14 protein-coding genes are annotated in these 17495 nt (G+C 75.4%); 5 read left to right on the top strand and 9 right to left on the bottom strand.

Features of this window, described 5'->3' with window-relative positions:
* Positions 1-39 precede the first annotated feature (39 nt).
* The 3 genes from exaC to Sfr03f_RS26335 form a co-directional block, all read right to left on the bottom strand.
* On the bottom strand, positions 40-1563 hold the full coding sequence (gene exaC, locus Sfr03f_RS26345; protein WP_108956679.1) for an acetaldehyde dehydrogenase ExaC: 1524 nt from the start codon (positions 1561-1563) through the stop codon (positions 40-42).
* 62 nt (positions 1564-1625) lie between these two features.
* The gene (locus Sfr03f_RS26340; protein ID WP_108956678.1) at positions 1626-2936 is read right to left on the bottom strand and encodes a GAF domain-containing protein; all 1311 of its coding nucleotides are present in this window, start codon (positions 2934-2936) and stop codon (positions 1626-1628) included.
* 153 nt (positions 2937-3089) lie between these two features.
* Positions 3090-4994 (bottom strand): hypothetical protein, encoded by a 1905-nt coding sequence (locus Sfr03f_RS26335; RefSeq protein ID WP_159105739.1) that lies wholly within the window; start codon positions 4992-4994, stop codon positions 3090-3092.
* A gap of 22 nt (positions 4995-5016) precedes the next feature.
* Between Sfr03f_RS26335 and rpmG the strand changes: the two genes are divergently transcribed.
* Positions 5017-5181, top strand: coding sequence for a 50S ribosomal protein L33 (gene rpmG, locus Sfr03f_RS26330; protein ID WP_108956676.1), 165 nt, complete (start codon positions 5017-5019; stop codon positions 5179-5181).
* A 94-nt stretch (positions 5182-5275) separates the two neighbouring features.
* Here rpmG and Sfr03f_RS26325 read toward each other — a convergent pair whose 3' ends face one another.
* Together Sfr03f_RS26325 and xylB are read right to left on the bottom strand one after the other, a co-directional pair.
* On the bottom strand, positions 5276-6463 hold the full coding sequence (locus Sfr03f_RS26325) for an ROK family transcriptional regulator (RefSeq protein ID WP_108956675.1): 1188 nt from the start codon (positions 6461-6463) through the stop codon (positions 5276-5278).
* 105 nt (positions 6464-6568) lie between these two features.
* Positions 6569-7996: a xylulokinase gene (gene xylB / locus Sfr03f_RS26320; RefSeq protein ID WP_108956674.1), complete on the bottom strand. Its 1428-nt coding sequence runs from the start codon at positions 7994-7996 to the stop codon at positions 6569-6571.
* Positions 7997-8206: 210 nt separating this feature from the next.
* On the opposite strand from xylB, the gene xylA reads away from it, so the two are divergent.
* Positions 8207-9373 (top strand): xylose isomerase, encoded by a 1167-nt coding sequence (xylA, locus tag Sfr03f_RS26315; protein ID WP_108956673.1) that lies wholly within the window; start codon positions 8207-8209, stop codon positions 9371-9373.
* Positions 9374-9614: 241 nt separating this feature from the next.
* Positions 9615-9794: a tail-anchor membrane protein gene (locus Sfr03f_RS26310; protein ID WP_108956672.1), complete on the top strand. Its 180-nt coding sequence runs from the start codon at positions 9615-9617 to the stop codon at positions 9792-9794.
* A gap of 10 nt (positions 9795-9804) precedes the next feature.
* On the opposite strand, the gene Sfr03f_RS26305 is transcribed toward Sfr03f_RS26310, so the two are convergent.
* The 4 genes from Sfr03f_RS26305 to Sfr03f_RS26290 all read right to left on the bottom strand — a co-directional run bounded on the left by Sfr03f_RS26305 (position 9805) and on the right by Sfr03f_RS26290 (position 13901).
* Positions 9805-11190, bottom strand: coding sequence for a tannase/feruloyl esterase family alpha/beta hydrolase (locus Sfr03f_RS26305; protein ID WP_108956671.1), 1386 nt, complete (start codon positions 11188-11190; stop codon positions 9805-9807).
* A 644-nt stretch (positions 11191-11834) separates the two neighbouring features.
* Positions 11835-12761, bottom strand: a complete 927-nt coding sequence (locus Sfr03f_RS26300) for a hypothetical protein (protein ID WP_170145165.1) — start codon at positions 12759-12761, stop codon at positions 11835-11837.
* 84 nt (positions 12762-12845) lie between these two features.
* The gene (locus Sfr03f_RS26295; RefSeq protein WP_290429711.1) at positions 12846-13118 is read right to left on the bottom strand and encodes a hypothetical protein; all 273 of its coding nucleotides are present in this window, start codon (positions 13116-13118) and stop codon (positions 12846-12848) included.
* A gap of 162 nt (positions 13119-13280) precedes the next feature.
* Entirely contained in the window at positions 13281-13901 is a 621-nt protein-coding gene (locus Sfr03f_RS26290; RefSeq protein WP_108956891.1) for a class I SAM-dependent methyltransferase, read from the bottom strand.
* Between the two features lie 161 nt (positions 13902-14062).
* On the opposite strand from Sfr03f_RS26290, the gene Sfr03f_RS26285 reads away from it, so the two are divergent.
* A complete protein-coding gene (locus tag Sfr03f_RS26285; RefSeq protein ID WP_108956670.1) occupies positions 14063-14884 on the top strand; it encodes an MHYT domain-containing protein in 822 nt (273 codons plus the stop codon).
* Positions 14868-17495 (top strand): sensor histidine kinase (locus Sfr03f_RS26280; protein ID WP_108956669.1); only part of this gene is annotated, 2628 nt, incomplete at its 3' end. The genes Sfr03f_RS26285 and Sfr03f_RS26280, both read left to right, overlap by 17 nt.

Here is a 17495-nt window from a genome sequence, read left to right as displayed (position 1 = left end):
CCCGCGCTCCGGCGGGCCGGGCGGTCCCCCCCGCGGGCCTCAGAAGAAGCCGACCTCCTTGGCGGAGTAGGAGACCAGGAGGTTCTTCGTCTGCTGGTAGTGGTCCAGCATCATCTTGTGCGTCTCGCGGCCGATGCCCGAGCCCTTGTAGCCGCCGAAGGCGGCGTGCGCCGGGTAGGCGTGGTAACAGTTGGTCCACACGCGGCCCGCCTGGATGGCGCGGCCCGCCCGGTACGCGGTGTTGGCGTCGCGGGTCCACACGCCGGCGCCGAGGCCGTAGAGGGTGTCGTTGGCGATCTTGACGGCGTCGTCGAAGCCGTCGAAGGAGGTGACGGAGACGACCGGACCGAAGATCTCCTCCTGGAAGATCCGCATGCCGTTGTCGCCCTCGAAGATGGTCGGCTGGACGTAGTACCCGCCCCGCAGCTCGCCGCCGTGCTCGACGCGTTCGCCGCCGGTGAGGACCTTGGCTCCCTCCTGGCGGCCGATGTCGAGGTAGGAGAGGATCTTCTCCAGCTGGTCGCTGGAGGCCTGGGCGCCGATCATCGTGTCGGTGTCCAGCGGGTGGCCCGCGACGATCCTCTCGGTCCGCTCGACGGCCGCGGCGAGGAAGTCGCCGTAGTGGCCGCGCTGGATCAGCGCGCGGGAGGGGCAGGTGCAGACCTCGCCCTGGTTGAGGGCGAACATCGCGAAGCCCTCGAGCGCCTTGGTGTGGAAGTCGTCGCGGGAGCGCGAGACGTCGTCGAAGAAGATGTTCGGCGACTTGCCGCCCAGTTCCAAAGTGACCGGGGTGATGTTCTCCGAGGCGTATTGCATGATCAGCCTGCCGGTGGTCGTCTCGCCGGTGAACGCGACCTTGGCGACCCGCGGGCTGGAGGCCAGCGGCTTGCCGGCCTCGACGCCGAAGCCGTTGACGATGTTCAGGACGCCCGGCGGGAGGAGGTCGGAGACCAGGCTCAGCCAGTAGTGGATCGAGACCGGCGTCTGCTCGGCGGGCTTGAGGACGACCGCGTTGCCCGCCGCCAGCGCGGGGGCGAGCTTCCAGACCGCCATCAGGATCGGGAAGTTCCACGGGATGATCTGGGCGACCACGCCCAGCGGCTCGTGGAAGTGGTAGGCGACGGTGTCCTCGTCGATCTCCGCGAGCGTTCCCTCCTGGGCGCGGACCGCGCCCGCGAAGTAGCGGAAGTGGTCGATCGCCAGCGGGATGTCGGCGGCCAGCGTCTCGCGGACCGGCTTGCCGTTCTCCCAGCTCTCGGCGACCGCCAGTTTCTCCAGGTTCGCCTCCATCCGGTCCGCGATCCTCAGCAGGATGTCGGCGCGCGCCGCCGCGGAGGTGCGGCCCCAGGCCGGTGCTGCGGCGTGCGCCGCGTCCAGGGCGCGCTCCACGTCCTCCGCGGTGCCCCGCGCGACCTCGGTGAACGACTGCCCGTTCACGGGGGACGGGTTCTCGAAGTACCGGCCGCGGGCGGGCGGCACGTACGCGCCGCCGATGAAGTGGTCGTAACGCGTCTGGTAGGAGACGATCGCGCCCTCGGTGCCCGGTGCTGCGTAACGGGTCATCTGTCTGCCTCCCGGAGATGGCCGTCCGCGCCGGACGGCTCGATCAGCTCTGGTCGCGCAGGCTAGGGGGAGCGACGTTGCACGGACGTTGCGTGCCGGGGCCGGGCCGCGAACGGCTGTCGGGGGAGGCCGAGTTCGCGTTCCAGGGCGCCGAGCCGGGAGCGGACGGCGGGGGTGGGGCGGACCGCGGCGAGGGCGCGCCAGACGTCGAGGTCGTCCTCGCCCCACGGAGCGTGCGCCCAGTCGGCCAGCAGGTCCGCGTCACCCCGGGCGATCAACGCGGCGCGCAGCGCGTCAGCCGTCCGCCGCCGCAGCCGGATCACCGCCGGGGCCTGCGAGGACGGCAGCAGCGGTCCCGGGTACGCGGCCGCCGCGGCGGCGATCGCGCCCGCCTCCAGCCGCCGTTCCACCAGGTCCAGGTCCGTCTCCACCGGCGGGGTCAGCCGGTACGGCCGTGAGGCCAGCACGTCGGGGCCCAACACCCGCCGCAGGCGCGTCAGTTCCGCTCGCAGGGTCACTGGGGGCACGGTCTCCTGCGGGTACAGCGCGCAGGCCAGCTCCTCGCCGCCCAGGCCCTCGGGGTGGCGGGCGAGCAGCACCATGATCTCCGAGTGCCGCCTGCTCAGGCGCAACCGGCGTCCGCCGCCCGCCCGCAGCAGGGCCTCGTCCCCGCCCAGCGCGGTGAGCTCCAGGGCGCCGTCACCGCGCGGCGGCGGCTCCAGCAGGGCCAGCTGCGACTCGACGGCGCGGGCGACGGCCTGGACGAAGCCGAGGCTGTGCGGGTGGGCCAGCCCGTCGCCGCCGGTGATGTCGACGGCGCCGAGGATCCGCCCGGTGCGCGGATCGTGGACCGGGGCGGCCGCGCAGGTCCACGGCTGGACCCGGCGGGCGAAGTGCTCGGCGGTGAAGACCTGCACGGGCCGGTCGACGGCGACGGCGGTGCCGGGGGCGTTGGTGCCGACCGCGCTCTCCGACCAGCGGGAGCCGGGCACGAAGTTCATGGCGTCCGCGGCCCGTAGGGTCGCCGGGCAGCCCTCCACCCACAGCAGCCGGCCGTGCGCGTCGCAGACGGCCAGCAGGTGGCCGCCGTCGTCGGCGAAGGTGCCCACCAGCTCCCGGATCAGCGGCATCGTCCGGGAGAGCGGGTGCCCCGCCCGGTAGGCGCCGAGGTCGGCGTCGGTCAGCTCCACGTCCGCGGTGCGGTCCGGCGCCACGCCGGCCCGGGCGGACCTGCGCCAGGAGTCCGCCACCACGGGGCGCACCGGTCGGGGCACCGTGCCCGCGCGGGTGAAGGTCTCGTGGGCCCGCCGCAGCGCCCGCGTCCGCTCCGCCGGATCGGCGCCCGGTTCCAGGGCCACCCATGGATCGGTCAACTCGGTCTCCCCGCGAGGCGACGGTGACGTGCGGTCTCCGCCCCATCGTCGTGCGGGGCGGGGAGGGCCACAAGGCGTCGCGTCACGGGGAGTCGCGGGGATCCGGGAGTGACCCGGCGCGGGAGCGCGGTGGACTCCGCCGCGGTGCGCGGGTCAGGGCGCCGGTTCCGGCCCGGCCCCGTCGCGCACCAGCCGCCAGGCCCGCCCGAACAGTTCGGGAAGGGTGTCCGGGAGGGGCGGCAGGTGGGTCACCTTCCCGTCGTGGCTCAGCTCGGCGCCCAGCAGCGGGACCTTCCAGCGCTCCAGCGGAGGCGGAGGCCTCAGCCCCCACGTCGGCCGGCCGCTTGGCGCCCACGCCCCCGGCAGGAACAGCTCGCGGCCCGCCCTGGGGCGCCGGTCGCGCACCACCAGGCGCGTGCCGGCCAGTTCGCCGACGGCCTCGCGGTGCTGCCGGGCGGTCCAGCCGTTCCAGCGGCGCACCTGCCGGTCGGTGGGGGCGGGCAGGGTGAGCAGCTGAAGGTACAGGGCCGCCGCGTCCTCGGACAGCCCCGTCCGGCGGACCACCTGCGCCACCAGCTCCGGCGCGCTCGCGCGCGGGTCCGCCTCGTACGCGCCCTCGGGCAGGGCGCCCGAGCCGATCCGGGCCGTCATCCGGTCGCACGCCCCGCCGGTCAGCCACAGCCGCGCGGTGTCGGCGCGGCGGACGCCGTGGGCCAGGCCGTCCCGCAAAAGGCGGCCGGGTGAGTCCGTGCGGGTCAGCGTCGCGCGCAGGTGCCGGACCAGTTCCGGGGCGCCCTCCCGCACCGCGTCACCCGCCGGCAGCTCCGCGTAGGCCCACGGCACCACGGTGAGCAGTGTGTCCAGCAGCAGGGACGCGTCGCCCTGGTTCCGGACGTCCCAGACGGTGGGCAGCGCGCGGTACGCGGGCTCCAGCCAGCGCGGGTTGACGCCGATGATGCCCACCGAGGGCACCCGCGCGGGGTCGAGGAAGAGGCGGCACAGGTCCGCCGCCGACAGCTGCCGCTCCAGCGGCAGCGCGGCCTGCCAGGCCGTCTCGGACGCCCGGGGCCACACCCCGAACCGGTCGGCCCAGGCCGCGGCGAGGCGGGACGCCACCTCCCGCAGGCCTCCGGGCCGCCACAGGTCGCCCGGGTCGTCCGGCAGGACGTCGGCCGTCACCGCGATCAGGTCCGCCGCCGTGCGGGCGCGCACATCCCTGAGGCCGTCCTCGGCCTCCGCGGTCTTCAGCCCGAGCGCCTCGCGCTCCTCGGCGGTGAAACGGAACGGGGCCGGTGCGCCCGCCAGCAGCAGGGCCGCGGTGGCCCGGCTCAGACCGGTGGCCCGGCTGAGATCCGTCACCGCGGCGGGGTCCCACGGCATCGGTCCGCGCTCGTGGACCGCCGTGACCAGTGCCAGGAGCCGGTCGCGGGTGTACCTGCCGGGGCTGGTCCGCGCCACGTGGATCACCTCGCCCGGCAGCGCGGGGCCCATGACCCGGTCCGGGGACCCGGCATCGGACCGGGTCTCCGTCGCCACGAACCGGTGCCGGCCGTCGACCGGCCAGTACACGCTCGTGGCGGCGCCCCGCTCGTCACGGACGCCGAAACGACGGTCCGGTCCCTGCAGGACGCCCACCAGGAAGCGGCGGTCGGGGTCCGCGAACGATGTCCCCGCCCACATCCGCAGGAAGTCCAGGAGCACCTCGCGGTGCTCCGGCCGGGTGGAGGGAGCCGCCGCGCGCAGCGCCATGACCCCCGGGCGGCCGATGAACCGGGTCCAGGAGCCGTCGCCGGCCGGTCGGGGAGCGTCCTCGCCGGGGTCCGGGGTCCAGGTTCCGTCGAGGAACGCGGCGGTGCGGGCGATGCCGAGGAACGCGTCCTCCCCCCACATGCCCGACCCGGTGATGAGGTTGCCGAGGGCGGCGGTCATCTCGTGGCGCGCCCATGCCCGGGGCGGTGAGGGCTGGTGGGCGCTGATCGTCCGGTCCATGCCGCCGATCTTGACCCATGCCACCGACAGCCGGGCGGGGAATGCCGGGGCCTCCCACGCCGTTGGCACGACCAGAACGGAAGGAGGTCCCATGGCACGTAGTACCGCGCGTCCCGTGGTGAAGCTGAGGTCGACGGCCGGCACCGGTGTCACGTACGTGACGCGGAAGAACCGGCTGAGCGACCCGGACCGGATGACCCTGCGCAAGTACGACCCGGTGGCGCGGGAGCACGTCCTGTTCCGCGAGGAGCGCTAGGCCCACGCACCGGAGGGGGCGGTTCCGCGACGGCGGGGCCGCCCCCTCGGCGTGCGTGCGGCCGGCGCCCGTCCGGACTGGGGGAGCGGGACTCTCAGGCGTCCCGCTCGGCCACCGAGGCCGGGTCGTCGAGCACGCCGCGGATGACCGAGTGCGCGGCGCCCAGCAGGGGCCCCTCGGGGCCCAGGCGCGAGACCGACACCTCGCAGGAGCGCCCGGCCGTGCGGGCCGAGAGCTCCTCGCGCAGTGCCGGCAGCACCCACGGCGCCAGGGCCGACAGCTCGCCGCCCAGCACCACGGCCTGCGGGTCCAGCAGGTTGACGGCCCCGGTCAGGGCGATGCCCAGCGCCGACCCCGCGTCGCCGAGCGCGGCCCGGACCGCCTCGTCGCCCGCCCCCGCGCGTTCCGCCAGCAGCCCCACCCGGCCCTCGCCCGGATCGAGGCCCACCTTGCGCAGCACCGCGTCCTCGCCGGCGTACTGCTCCAGGCAGCCCACGCCGCCGCAGCCGCACGGCGGCCCGTCCGGACGCACCGGAACATGGCCGAGCTCACCCGCGAAGCCCCGGACACCGCGCAGCAGCCGGCCGTCCACGACCAGGGCCGCGCCGATGCCGATCTCGGCCGACACGTGCAGGAAGTCGGGCGGGGTGTCCTTGCCGAGCCACAGCTCGGCCAGACCGCCCAGGTTGGCCTCGTTGTCGACGCTCGGCTCGAGCCCGCAGGTGAGCAGCGCGCCCAGATCCGTCCGGTGCCAGCCCAGGTTGGGGGCGCGGACCACCGTCCGCGAGTCCCGCGCCACCAGACCGGGCACCGCGACCTTGAGCCCCGCGGGCCACAGCCCCTCGCCCTCGGCCTCGGCCACCACCTGGCGGACCAGGCCGCCGAGCTCCTCCAGCACCGGCTCCGGCGCCCGCCCGCGGTTGGGCCCGTAGCGGACCGCGCGGGACCGCACCTCGCCGCGCAGGTCCACCGCGCACACCGCGAGGTGGTCGACGCCGACCTCGGCGCCGATGCCGGCCGGGCCGTGCGCGCTCACCGTGAGCGCGGAGCCGGGCCGGCCGCGGCCCGCCGTGCCGTTGCGTTCGGGCCCCAGCTCCTCGAGCAGCCCCCACCGCACCAGGTCGTCGACGAGGGTGGAGACGGCGGCCCTGGTCAGGCCTATGCGCGAGGCCACCGCGGCGCGCGAGAGCGGACCCTCGTCGCGCACGGTGTGCATCACCCTGCCGAGGTTGCGCCGGCGCATGCCGGCCTGGGTGTCGGGGAGCTGCTTGCGTGCGGTCATACCTCTTCCTGGGCCCGGCCCCGCGCGTCCAACCGACGTGAGAGGCCGGGCGGTCGTCCGCCCCATGATCTCCGACCGCGGTTCCGTGCGGAACCGCGGGTCGGGTCAGGCGCCCTCCAGCAGGGGGGTGGCGGCCGAGAGCACCGAGCCGATGCGCTCCAGCGCGGCGTCGTCGCGCTCCACGGCGTCCAGCACCGGGCCGTCCGCGGTGTTCCAGCGGCGGGCGACGGCGGCCGGGTCCTCGCCGGTCAGCAGCCCGGCGGCCTGTGCCGCGGCGCCCAGCGCCACCAGCTCCTGGGCCTGCGGGATCTGCACCGGACGGCCGGAGAGGCGGCGCACCGTGTCGCGCCAGGCGGTGCCGCGCGCGCCGCCGCCGATCAGCAGCAGCGGCGTGCTGCGGTCGGCGTCCTCGTCCAGGACCAGGTCGAGCGCGGCCAGCAGCGAGTGCACCGCCCCGTCGTAGGCGGCCTGCAGCAGCTGGCCCGGCGTGGTGTCGTGGCGCAGGCCGTGGATCAGGCCGGAGGCGTGCGGCAGCGCGGGCGTCCGCTCGCCGTCCAGGTAGGGCAGCATCGTCACGCCGGAGCCCGGCTCCACGGCCTGCCGGTCCAGGCCGAGCAGCTCGGCCATGCGGTCGACGGCCAGGGTGCAGTTCAGCGTGCAGGCCAGCGGCAGCCAGCCGTCGTTGGCGGCGGCGAAGCCGGACACCGTGCCCGTCGGGTCCGCCGGACGGCGGCCGGTCACCGCGTAGACAACGCCGGAGGTGCCCAGGCTCATCACCGGGGTGCCAGGACGCACGCCCAGGCCGAGCGCGGCGGCGGCATTGTCGCCCGTGCCGGGCGCGACCAGCACGCCCTCGGCCAGCGGCAGGCCGGAGCGGACCGTGCCGGCGGCCTCGCCCGGGCGGACCACGCGCGGGAGCAGCGCCGCGTCCAGGCCGATGTGCTCGAGGGTCTTGGCGTCGTACTCCTCCGTCGCCGAGGCCCACCAGCCGGTGCCCGAGGCGTCGCCGCGGTCCGTGGTGCCCTCGCCGGTCAGCCGCTCGGTCAGGTAGTCGTGCGGCAGGCGCACGGCGGCGACCCGGGCGGCGGCCTCCGGCTCGTGCTCCGCCAGCCAGGCCCACTTGGTGACCGTGAACGAGGTGCTGGGCACGCTGCCGGTGCGCTCGGCCCAGGCCTCCGGGCCGCCGAGCTCCTCGATCAGGCGGCGGGTCTGCGGGGCGGAGCGGACGTCGTTCCACAGCATCGCGGGGCGCACCGGCTCGCCGGCGGCGTCCAGGGTCACCAGGCCGTGCTGCTGACCGCCGACCGAGATCGCCTTCGCCTCGCGGACCACGTCGCCGCACTGCTCCAGCGCCGAGCACAGCGCGTCCCACCAGCCGCGCGGGTCGCTCTCGCGGCGGTCGCCGCCGGTGACCGTGTGCTTGGCCTGGCCGCTCGCCACGACGCGCCCGGTGGCGACGTCGACGACCAGCGCCTTGGTGGACTGGGTGGACGAATCCACGCCGACGACGTACGTACCCTCGCTGGCTGACATCGGGCTCTCCCTGTGGTTCCGCGGCATGCGGATTCTGCCTGGTGGACCGTGGTACCCGCGACCCCGTCGGCCGCAGCGCCACGCTTCGTCGCCCGGCCGGATCCGTTTCACGGATCACAGCCCCGGGTTGTCTCTTCCCAGCGACGTGGTTGCATACTAATTTGTAAACCGGCCTGACGAAATAGTCGATCCCGAGCAAGGAGCCATGCCATGAGCATCCAGCCCACCCCCGAGGACAAGTTCACTTTCGGTCTTTGGACCGTCGGCTGGCAGGGCAAGGACCCCTTCGGCGACGCCACCCGTCCCGCCCTCGACCCGGTGGAGAGCGTGAACCGCCTCGCCGAGCTCGGTGCCTACGGCGTGACCTTCCACGACGACGACCTGATCCCCTTCGGCTCCTCGGACGCCGAGCGTGAGGCCATCGTCAAGCGCTTCCGGGACGCGCTGGACGCCACCGGCATGAAGGTGCCGATGGCCACCACCAACCTCTTCACCCACCCGGTCTTCAAGGACGGCGGCTTCACCGCCAACGACCGCGACATCCGCCGCTACGCGCTGCGCAAGGTCATCCGCAACATCGACCTGGCCGTCGAGCTGGGCGCCACCACCTACGTCGCCTGGGGCGGCCGTGAGGGTGCCGAGTCCGGTGCCGCCAAGGACGTGCGCGTCGCCCTCGACCGGATGAAGGAGGCGTTCGACCTCCTCGGTGACTACGTCGTCTCCCAGGGCTACGACCTGCGCTTCGCCATCGAGCCCAAGCCGAACGAGCCCCGCGGCGACATCCTCCTCCCGACCATCGGCCACGCCCTGGCGTTCATCGAGCGCCTCGAGCGCCCCGAGCTGGTCGGCGTCAACCCGGAGGTCGGTCACGAGCAGATGGCCGGTCTGAACTTCCCGCACGGCATCGCCCAGGCGCTGTGGGCGGGCAAGCTCTTCCACATCGACCTCAACGGCCAGTCCGGCATCAAGTACGACCAGGACTTCCGCTTCGGCGCCGGTGACCTGCGCCAGGCGTTCTGGCTGGTCGACCTGCTGGAGAGCTCCGACTACGCGGGCCCGAAGCACTTCGACTTCAAGCCCCCGCGGACCGAGGACATCGACGGCGTCTGGGAGTCCGCCGCGGGCAACATGCGCAACTACCTCCTGCTCAAGGAGCGTGCGCTGGCCTTCCGCGCCGACCCGGAGGTCCAGGAGGCGCTGCGCGCCGCCCGCCTCGACGAGCTGGCCCAGCAGACCGCCGCGGACGGCCTCGAGGGCCTGCTCGCCGACCGCTCCGCCTTCGAGGAGTTCGACGTCGACGCCGCCGCCGCGCGCGGCATGGCGTTCGAGCGCCTCGACCAGCTGGCCATGGAGCACCTGCTCGGCGCCCGCGGCTGATCACCGCCCCGTCAGGCAGTGCCCCGCACCGCCCCGCACCGCTTCGGCGGTGCGGGGCGGTGCGCGTCCGCGGGGCAGGGGGCCGTGCCGCGTGATCGCCCGGTCGGCCTAGGGGAGGCGTCTCAGGGTTTTCTCAGGGGCGGGTCGGGGGGCGGTGGGGGGCCCGGGAGGAACCGTCCGGGAGCCCCAGGGCGTTCACTGGAGGAAGAGCGGCAACGCGCCGCGAAGGAGGCGACCGAAGATGTCGAGGAACGCGAAGATCGCCGCAGGGGCCACGGCGGCCGGACTGGTCCTGCTGTTCTGGCTGCCGTGGTGGGTGTCCCTGCTCATAGTGCTCGGAGTCCCCGCCGCCTACTTCGCCCTGGACCCGGGGCAGCGGAGCCGGCTCCGCCGGGTGTCCCGCAAGCAGCTCGGGCGCTGATACCCGGGCCCTAGCGGTTCAGCGGGCAGCTGTTCGCCACGTCGCCCTCGGCGGGGCGTGCCACGTCGTGGTCGGCGGGCGGCTCCACGCCGTCCTCGACCCAGGCGGTGAGCGCGTCGAAGGCGGAGCGGTGGCAGGGCAGGATCGGGCGCAGTGCCGTCGGGTAGGTGTCGTACAGCCCGTCGACGTGGGTGCCGCCCTCGATGCCGTAGTAGCGGTGCAGGGCTCCGCGTCCGGCCTTGTCGATCATCCGGGCGTACACGTCGGAGTCCGCCGCCTTGGGCAGCAGGGTGTCCAGGTCGCCGTGGAGCGTGATCATCGGGCGGCCGATGCGGCCGGTGAGGGAGACCCGCTTCACGGCGTCGTGGACGGCCCGCGGGCGCGAGGCGTAGTCGTACGCGGCGTCCGAGGCGCACGGGGCGAGGATCTCCGCGACGGTGGAGCCCGCCGAGGGGCCGGGGCAAGCGGCGTCGTACGCCGGGTCGAACTCGGCACGGTAGGTCTTCTGCGTCACGCCCCAGTACGCGGTGGCGTGGTAGGGCCACAGGAACTCCGAGCCGTGGGCGAAGCCCGCGGAGTACAGGTCCTGGTCGTCGGCCTCACCGCGCATGTGCGCGACCGTCGTCGGCAGGGAGGTGAACATGTTGGGACCGTCCGCGGTCCACAGCGTGCCCTCCCAGTCCACGCCGCCGTCGTACAGCTCGGGGTGGTTCTCCAGCTGCCAGCGGGTGAGGTAGCCGCCGTTGGAGATGCCGGTGACGTACGTGCGGCGCGGGGCCTTGCCGTACCGCTGGGCGACCGTCGCCCTGGCGGCGCGGGTCAGCTGGGTCACCCGCCTGTTCCACTCGACGACCGCGTCGCCGGGGCGCCTGCCGTCGGTGTAGAAGTTCGGCGTGCTGTTGCCCTTGTCGGTGGCGGCGTAGGCGTAGCCCAGGGACAGCACGTGGTCGGAGATGGCGGTGTCCGAGGCGTACTGCTTGCGGGTGCCGGGCGCGCCGGCGACCACCAGTCCGCCGTTCCAGTCGTCGGGCAGGCGGATCACGAACTGGGCGTCGTGGTTCCAGCCGTGGGTGGTGTTGAAGGAGGAACTGTCGGGGAAGTAGCCGTCGATCTGCACGCCGGGCACGCCGGAGGGCTTGAGGGTCTTGACGGAGGTCAGTCCGGCCTGGTCGGCCATGTCGGTGTACGCGGTGCCGGCCAGACCGGTGGTCGTCAGGTCGTCGAGGCAGGCGCTCTCCTGATGGTCCGCGGCGGGCACCCTGAGGTGCTGATGGCGGGCGCAGTGGCCCGACGCGCCGGTGGCCTGCGTCGAGGCGGCCGCGGTGGGCGAGGCGCCGAGAGCGGTCACGGCCAACAGGGTCGCGGCGACCCAGGGGATGCCCGGGGACAGACGCATGTACGGCCTCCAGAGGCTGAGGAGCGGTAGGGCGGCCGCCGGACGCCGCAGCGGCGCGCACCCGTGGGGGTGCGGCTGCGGCTGTGGCGCGGCAGGGCCGCGGGCTGCCTCATCGTGGTGGCCTGGCGCGCTGTCAACCATGTGGCGGGGGGCCAGGGATGGTCGGTCGCGAGTAGCGGTCCGCCACATGCATCACGGGGCCGCGCAGCACGGAGCGTTCGGGGACCGCCGTCCGCGGGTCCGGTCGGCGCGCGCCCGCGCGACCGCGGTGGCGACGCCCCCCTCCGCGGCGGAGCGGTCCCGGGGCCCCTGCCTGAGCGGTTGAGGGCCGGGGCCCGCCTGAGCGGTCGACGGCCGGTCCCAGCCTGAGCGGTCGGGGGGCAGGTGCCTTCGTCTGATGGTCGGAAGCCGCGTCTCGTCTGAGCGTTCGGGAGCCCTCGCCTGAGCTGTCGAGGGCCGGAGCTTACGCCTCGGCGGTCGGGAGGTGGGCCCTGCCTGAGTGGTTAGGGGCCGGAGCGTTAGCCTGGGCGGTCGGGAGCCGGCCCCGTCTGAGCTGTCGAGGGCCGGAGCTTTCGCCTCGGCGGTCGGGGCCGGGGCGCTGCCCGAGCGGTCGAGGCCCGCCCCGGGGGCGGGCCTCGCGCGGATCAGACCGGCTCGGCGGCGAGGCCGGCCAACCCCTTCAGCAGCGCGGGCAGTTCAGGGCCGCGGCCCACCGGGATGATTTCCCGGGGCTGAGCGTCGAGGAGGACGAACGCTATGTCGTCGGTCCGTGCCACCAGCGACCAGTCCGGCCCGTCGGCCCGCACGGTGTGCGCGTCGCCGCCCGCGAAGAAGGCGCGGACCCGGCCGGGCGGGGGAGGGGACGCGAGGTACGCGCGGGCCTCGTCGAGGACCTGGCGGACGCCGGGACGGACCGTGCCGCCCGCCACCCCTGTCGCGTCCGCGGTTCCCGGGCTCCCCGCCCCCGCGGCGCCCGCGGTACCTCCGACACCCGCGGCACCCTCCGTGCCCGGGAGGACGGCGAAGTCGTCGTCGTTCACCTGGGTGCGCCAGTGGGCCCAGTGGGCGGCTATTTCGTCGGCGCCCAGCCGCCGCTGCGCGGGACCCCACTCGCCGGTGTCCGGCGGCGCCAGTGAGGGACCGGCCTCCTCGGGGTCGGGGTCGTGCGGCGCGGGCAGGCCCGGCGCCTTGACGGCCACCGACAGCGGCCATCCCGGCAGGGCGACGACCATGGACCGCTCGTCGGGGGAGAGGTCGTACTCCATGCCGCAGTCCCAGGACGCGATGGCCGTGGCGACCAGCGGGACGTCGTCGACCACGACCGTCCACCGGGCGCCGCCGCCGTCCTGGCCGAAGACCAAACCGTAGCCGCCGGGCGTCGGGTCCAGCCCCAGCACGGCGCAGGCCTGCGGGTAGTCGTCGCCCAGCACGCCGGGGAAGCGCGCCGGGGTCAGCAGGACAGCGGTCAGCACCGACAGCGCGTCGTCGTCCGTCACGCCGTCCGCGGACGCGCCCGCGGCGCCGTCCTGGGGGCCGTTCGCGCCGACGGCGGACCCATCCGTTCCGGCCATGCCGGCAGCCTCCTTCGTCACAGGTCGTCGGCGCGCACCCTAGACCGGCGGCGGCGCCCTTGTCACCTGCGCGGGAACGCCGTCTCACGCCCGGGGCGCGGGCAGGCCCAGCAGCTCGCGGGCCACCGCGTCCGGGCTCGTGCCGTGCTCCCTGGACAGGGTGAGCACCGCGCGGCAGGCGAGTTCGGTCACGCCGAAGGACAGCGCCTCGGGGGAGACCCACGAGGCGGCCTCGTCCTTGGCGTCCTCGTCGTCGGTCGCCGAGGCGGCCACATAGGCGGCCGCCGCGTCGAACAGGTTGTGGTTGCGCGGCCTGGGTCCCGGGGCCGACGGGGCGGGTGTGGCGGGGCGGGTCAACCGGGCGAGCACCGTGCGCAGCTTGCCGAGCACTGCGGACCACCTTCTTCCGGGTCTGTCCGTTGCGTGTGTGCCTCGCGTTCGGTCTTCCCTCAGGGACGTGGGATCGAACAGCCCGGCCCGGTAAAGGGTCTTGGGGACGCGCCGACCTCGGGCGCCGGGTCACCCACCCTTTCGTTCCGCCAGTGCCAGGAAGCGCGCGGGCTCGTCCACGTAGCCGGTCATCCGCCAGCCCGCCGCGCTCAGCAACGGCCGCAGGTTCTGCTCGGCCCGCAGGTCGCCGGAGCTCAGCTCGCGACCCTGCCGGGCGGCCAGCGCCGCCCGGCCCACCGGGTGGAAGAGCGCCAGCACGCCACCGGCCCGGACCGTCCGCCCCAGCGCGGCGAGGCCGCGCCCCGGGTCGGGCAGGTGCGCGATCAGACCGGCCGCGAACACGGCGTCCAGGGAGCCGGGGCGCACCGGGGGAGCGGCCGCGTCGCCCAGCACCAGCGCCCCGTCCCGGCCGCGGCCGGCGCGCGCCGCCGTGCGCAGCATCTCCTCGGTGAGGTCGAGGCCCAGCACCACCCCCGAGGGGCCCACGGCTGTTCGCAGCGCGGGCAGCGCGCGCCCCGTGCCGCAGCCCGCGTCCAGGACCCGGTCGCCCGGGCGCAGCCCCATCGCGGCCACCGCCGTGGCGAAGGCGGGGCCGTCGTCGGGGAACTTCCGGTCCCAGTCGGTCGCCCGGGCGGCGAAGAAGTCACGCACATGATCACGGTCGTACGGGGAGGTACGGTGCTCGCTCATGACGGCATGATCGCCCGTGACCGCGGCGTCCGGAACCACCGTCACGGTAGGTGCTGGTTCGATCGCATGAGGGCCCGGCCGGAAAAGTGAAGTGTCATGTTCCGGCACCTTTCGAAACCCTCCGCCCCGTGCGCCGGGCACCTGACTAGCGTCCCGGTCCCATGGGACACCTGGACCACGCCGCCTTCGGCTGGCTGACCCCGGTGCTGTCGTACGCGATGGCCTGCACCGGCGCCGCCCTCGGGCTGCGCTGCACCGTCCGCGCGCTCGAGGCGACCGGCAGCTCGCGCCGCAACTGGCTGCTCACCGCCGCCTCCGCCATCGGCACTGGCATCTGGACGATGCACTTCACCGCCATGCTCGGTTTCGCCGTCCGCGGCACCGACCTCCGCTACGACGTACCGCTGACCGTGGTCAGCCTGGTCGTCGCCATGATCGTGGTCTGTGCCGGAGTGTTCGCCGTCGGCTACGGCCGGGACCGCACCCGCGCCCTGATCCTGGGCGGACTGACCACCGGCCTCGGCGTCGCCTCCATGCACTACCTCGGCATGGCCGCCCTGCGCCTGCACGGTGAGGTCTCCTTCGACCCGCTGATGGTCGCGGTCTCCGTGGTGATCGCGGTCGTCGCCGCCACCGCGGCCCTGTGGGCAGCCCTCAACATCACCTCCCCGCTCGCCGTGACCGTCGCCTCCCTGCTGATGGGCCTGGCGGTGAGCAGCATGCACTACACCGGGATGCACGCGGTGAGGGTGCGGCTGATCCCGTCCGCCGAACCGCTCGCCGGAGCCACCGCGATGCAGTTCGTCTTCCCGCTCGCGGTGGGCCTGGGGTCCTACCTCTTCCTGACCTCGGCCTTCGTCGCGCTCTCCCCCACGGCGCGCGAACGGGCCGCGGAGGAGGCGGCGCGGCGCGCCTGGCGGAGCGCTCCGGCCCTCACCGAGCAGACCCCCGACCGACGAGGGAGCCATGCGTACATCCCCTAGGGCCGGCGGTCCCGGGACCCCGCCCCCGGCCCGAGGCCGAAGGGCGCACGCCGGACCCCCGGCCGACGAGACGGCGGAGGAACTCGCCGCCCTCGCCGCGGGCGCGGCCCCCGACGCCCACCGGCCCCCCGCGCCCTCCGGCCCGGCCGGCTCCGGCCGCCGGCTGAGGCTGCGCCCCCGGACGGTCCGCGCCAAGGTGGTCAGCCTGCTGATGGTGCCGGTGATGTCGCTGCTGGCCCTGTGGGGCTACGCCACCGTCACCACGGCGCGCGAGGTCACTGCCATGAGCCGGGCCGAGCGGGTGGACGCACAGTTGCGCGCACCCGTCGCCGAGGCCGTCTCCGCGCTGCAGGCCGAGCGCGCCTCCGCGGTGCGGCACGCCGCGGCCGGGGGAGGGGCGCCGCACGGCGAGTTCGGCGCGCTGGCCGACACCACCGACCGCGCCGTGGGCCGGCTGCGGCTCGACGGGGCGGGCACCGTCGCCGACAGCGGGGAGCTCCCGCCCGACGTGCCCCGGCGGGTGCGCGCCTTCCTGGCCGCCGCCGACGCCCTGGACGCCCTGCGGGACACCCTGCTCGACGGGGACGCCGGCTGGACGGAGGTCTACCGGGCGTACACCGGCGTCATCGACGACGCCCTCGCCGTCGAGGGCTCTCTCACCCGCATCCCCCACGTGCGGGCCGGTTCCGAGGCACGCGTCCTGCTGGAGCTCGACCGGGCCGGCGAGGCACTGGCCCAGGAGGACGCCCTGCTCGCCTCCGCGCGGCTCGACGGCTCGCTCGACGGTGAACGGCTCGCGCTGTTCACCTCCGCCACGGCCGCCCGCCGCGCCTTCACCGACGCCGCCGTCCCCGACCTGCGCGAGCCGCAGGCCGGGGCCTGGGATTTGCTCATCCGCGACGGAGGCCACCAGGCGCTCGCCCGTGCGGAGGACGCCGTGCTGCGGGCCGACGCCGGCGAGGCGGCCGCCCGCGCCGTGTCCGCCCACGACTGGGCGAGGGCCCACGACCCGGTCCGCGACACCCTGGGCCGGATCTCCGACCACGCCTCGCACGCCGGCCCCGAGGGCGCGGGGCCGCTGGTGCGCGGCCTGTCGAGCCCCGCAGGCGGCGCCGTCCTCCTCGGCCTCCTCGCGGTCGCGGTCTCCCTGCTGATCTCCGTGCGGATCGGCCGCGGCATCGTCGCCGACCTGGTAGGGCTGCGCAACAGCGCCCTGGAGATCGCCCGCCGCAAGCTCCCGCAGGCCATGCGCAAACTCCGCGCCGGCGAGGAGATCGACGTCCGGGCGGAGGCGCCGCACGGTCCGCCGGCCGAGGACGAGACCGGGCAGGTCGCCGAGGCGCTGGGCACCGTCCACCGGGCCGCCCTGCGCGCCGCCGTGGAGCGCGCCGAGCTCGCCAGCGGGATCTCCGGTGTCTTCGTCAACCTGGCGCGGCGCAGCCAGGTCCTGGTGCACCGCCAGCTGGCCCTGCTGGACGGCATGGAGCGCCGCGCCGAGGACCCCGACGAGCTCGGCGACCTGTTCCGGCTCGACCACCTCACCACCCGCATGCGCCGGCACGCCGAATCCCTGATCATCCTCTCCGGCGCGGCCCCCGGCCGGGTCTGGAGCAGGCCGGTCTCGCTCACCAACGTGGTGCGCGCCGCCGTCTCGGAGATCGAGGACTACGCGCGGGTCGACGTGAGCCGGCTCGCCGAGACCTCGGTGACCGGGGCGGCGGTCGCCGACCTCACCCACCTGCTCGCCGAACTCGTGGAGAACGCCGCCCAGTTCTCGCCTCCGCACACCAAGGTGCGGGTGACCGGCGAGGCGGTCGGCAACGGGTACGCGGTCGAGGTCGAGGACCGGGGGCTCGGCATGGGCCCGGAGACCCTCGCCGAGGCCAACCGGCGGATCGAGCAGTCCGAGGCGCTCGACCTGTTCGACAGCGACCGGCTGGGCCTGTTCGTGGTCAGCCGCCTGGCGGCCCGGCACGGCATCAGGGTCCACCTGCGGCCCTCGCCGTACGGCGGCACCACGGCCGTGATCCTGCTGCCGAAGAACCTGCTGCACCAGGAGCGCGACGGAGCGGACGGTGGGCCCGCGAGGCTCGGCGGCCCGGCCGACCCGGCCGGTGCGGGGGCGCAGGGCGGGGCCCTGCCGGCGTCGGACGGGGCGCGGTCGGGGCTGCCCGCGCAGGCGGGCGGGACGCCGCCGCCCGCGACCGGCACCGGGGTGCGGCCCGTCGACGCGGCCGAGGCCCTTCCGCCGATGCCGCTCGATCCGCCGCCGGGGGTCACTGCGCTCCGCCCCCGCCGCACGGCCGGCGGCCCGCGCGACACCCGCACCACCCCCGGCCCCTTCCGCACTCCCGCCCCCGGCGCGGCAGGCACCCCCGCCCCGGGCGGCCCGCGCACCGCGGCCCCGGACGCGGCGCGCGCTCCGGCCTTCGGTGCCCGCGGACACGACACCGGCGTGTCCGGAACGGCGGCCGACAGCCCGACCGGCGGGACGCTCGGCACGGCCTGGGGCGACCCGTCCGACGGGGCACGGGGCGGACACGCCGGCACGACACCGGGCGGCCACCTCGGCGCGAGGCAGGGCGGGTCGTCCGGTTCGGCGTCGGGCGGG

Origin of the sequence: Streptomyces fragilis (assembly GCF_003112515.1) — a bacterium.
Lineage (GTDB): Bacteria > Actinomycetota > Actinomycetes > Streptomycetales > Streptomycetaceae > Streptomyces > Streptomyces fragilis.
This window is presented reverse-complemented; position numbering and strand designations above follow the sequence as displayed.

What these genes read in the sequence shown, in the direction of transcription:
- exaC (WP_108956679.1), bottom strand. Translation starts at nt 1,563, where the DNA reads ATGACCCGTTACGCAGCACCGGGCACCGAGGGCGCGATCGTCTCCTAC.
- rpmG (WP_108956676.1), top strand. Translation starts at nt 5,017, where the DNA reads ATGGCACGTAGTACCGCGCGTCCCGTGGTGAAGCTGAGGTCGACGGCC.
- Sfr03f_RS26325 (WP_108956675.1), bottom strand. Translation starts at nt 6,463, where the DNA reads ATGACCGCACGCAAGCAGCTCCCCGACACCCAGGCCGGCATGCGCCGG.
- xylB (WP_108956674.1), bottom strand. Translation starts at nt 7,996, where the DNA reads ATGTCAGCCAGCGAGGGTACGTACGTCGTCGGCGTGGATTCGTCCACC.
- xylA (WP_108956673.1), top strand. Translation starts at nt 8,207, where the DNA reads ATGAGCATCCAGCCCACCCCCGAGGACAAGTTCACTTTCGGTCTTTGG.
- Sfr03f_RS26310 (WP_108956672.1), top strand. Translation starts at nt 9,615, where the DNA reads ATGTCGAGGAACGCGAAGATCGCCGCAGGGGCCACGGCGGCCGGACTG.
- Sfr03f_RS26305 (WP_108956671.1), bottom strand. Translation starts at nt 11,190, where the DNA reads ATGCGTCTGTCCCCGGGCATCCCCTGGGTCGCCGCGACCCTGTTGGCC.
- Sfr03f_RS26300 (WP_170145165.1), bottom strand. Translation starts at nt 12,761, where the DNA reads ATGGCCGGAACGGATGGGTCCGCCGTCGGCGCGAACGGCCCCCAGGAC.
- Sfr03f_RS26290 (WP_108956891.1), bottom strand. Translation starts at nt 13,901, where the DNA reads ATGAGCGAGCACCGTACCTCCCCGTACGACCGTGATCATGTGCGTGAC.
- Sfr03f_RS26285 (WP_108956670.1), top strand. Translation starts at nt 14,063, where the DNA reads ATGGGACACCTGGACCACGCCGCCTTCGGCTGGCTGACCCCGGTGCTG.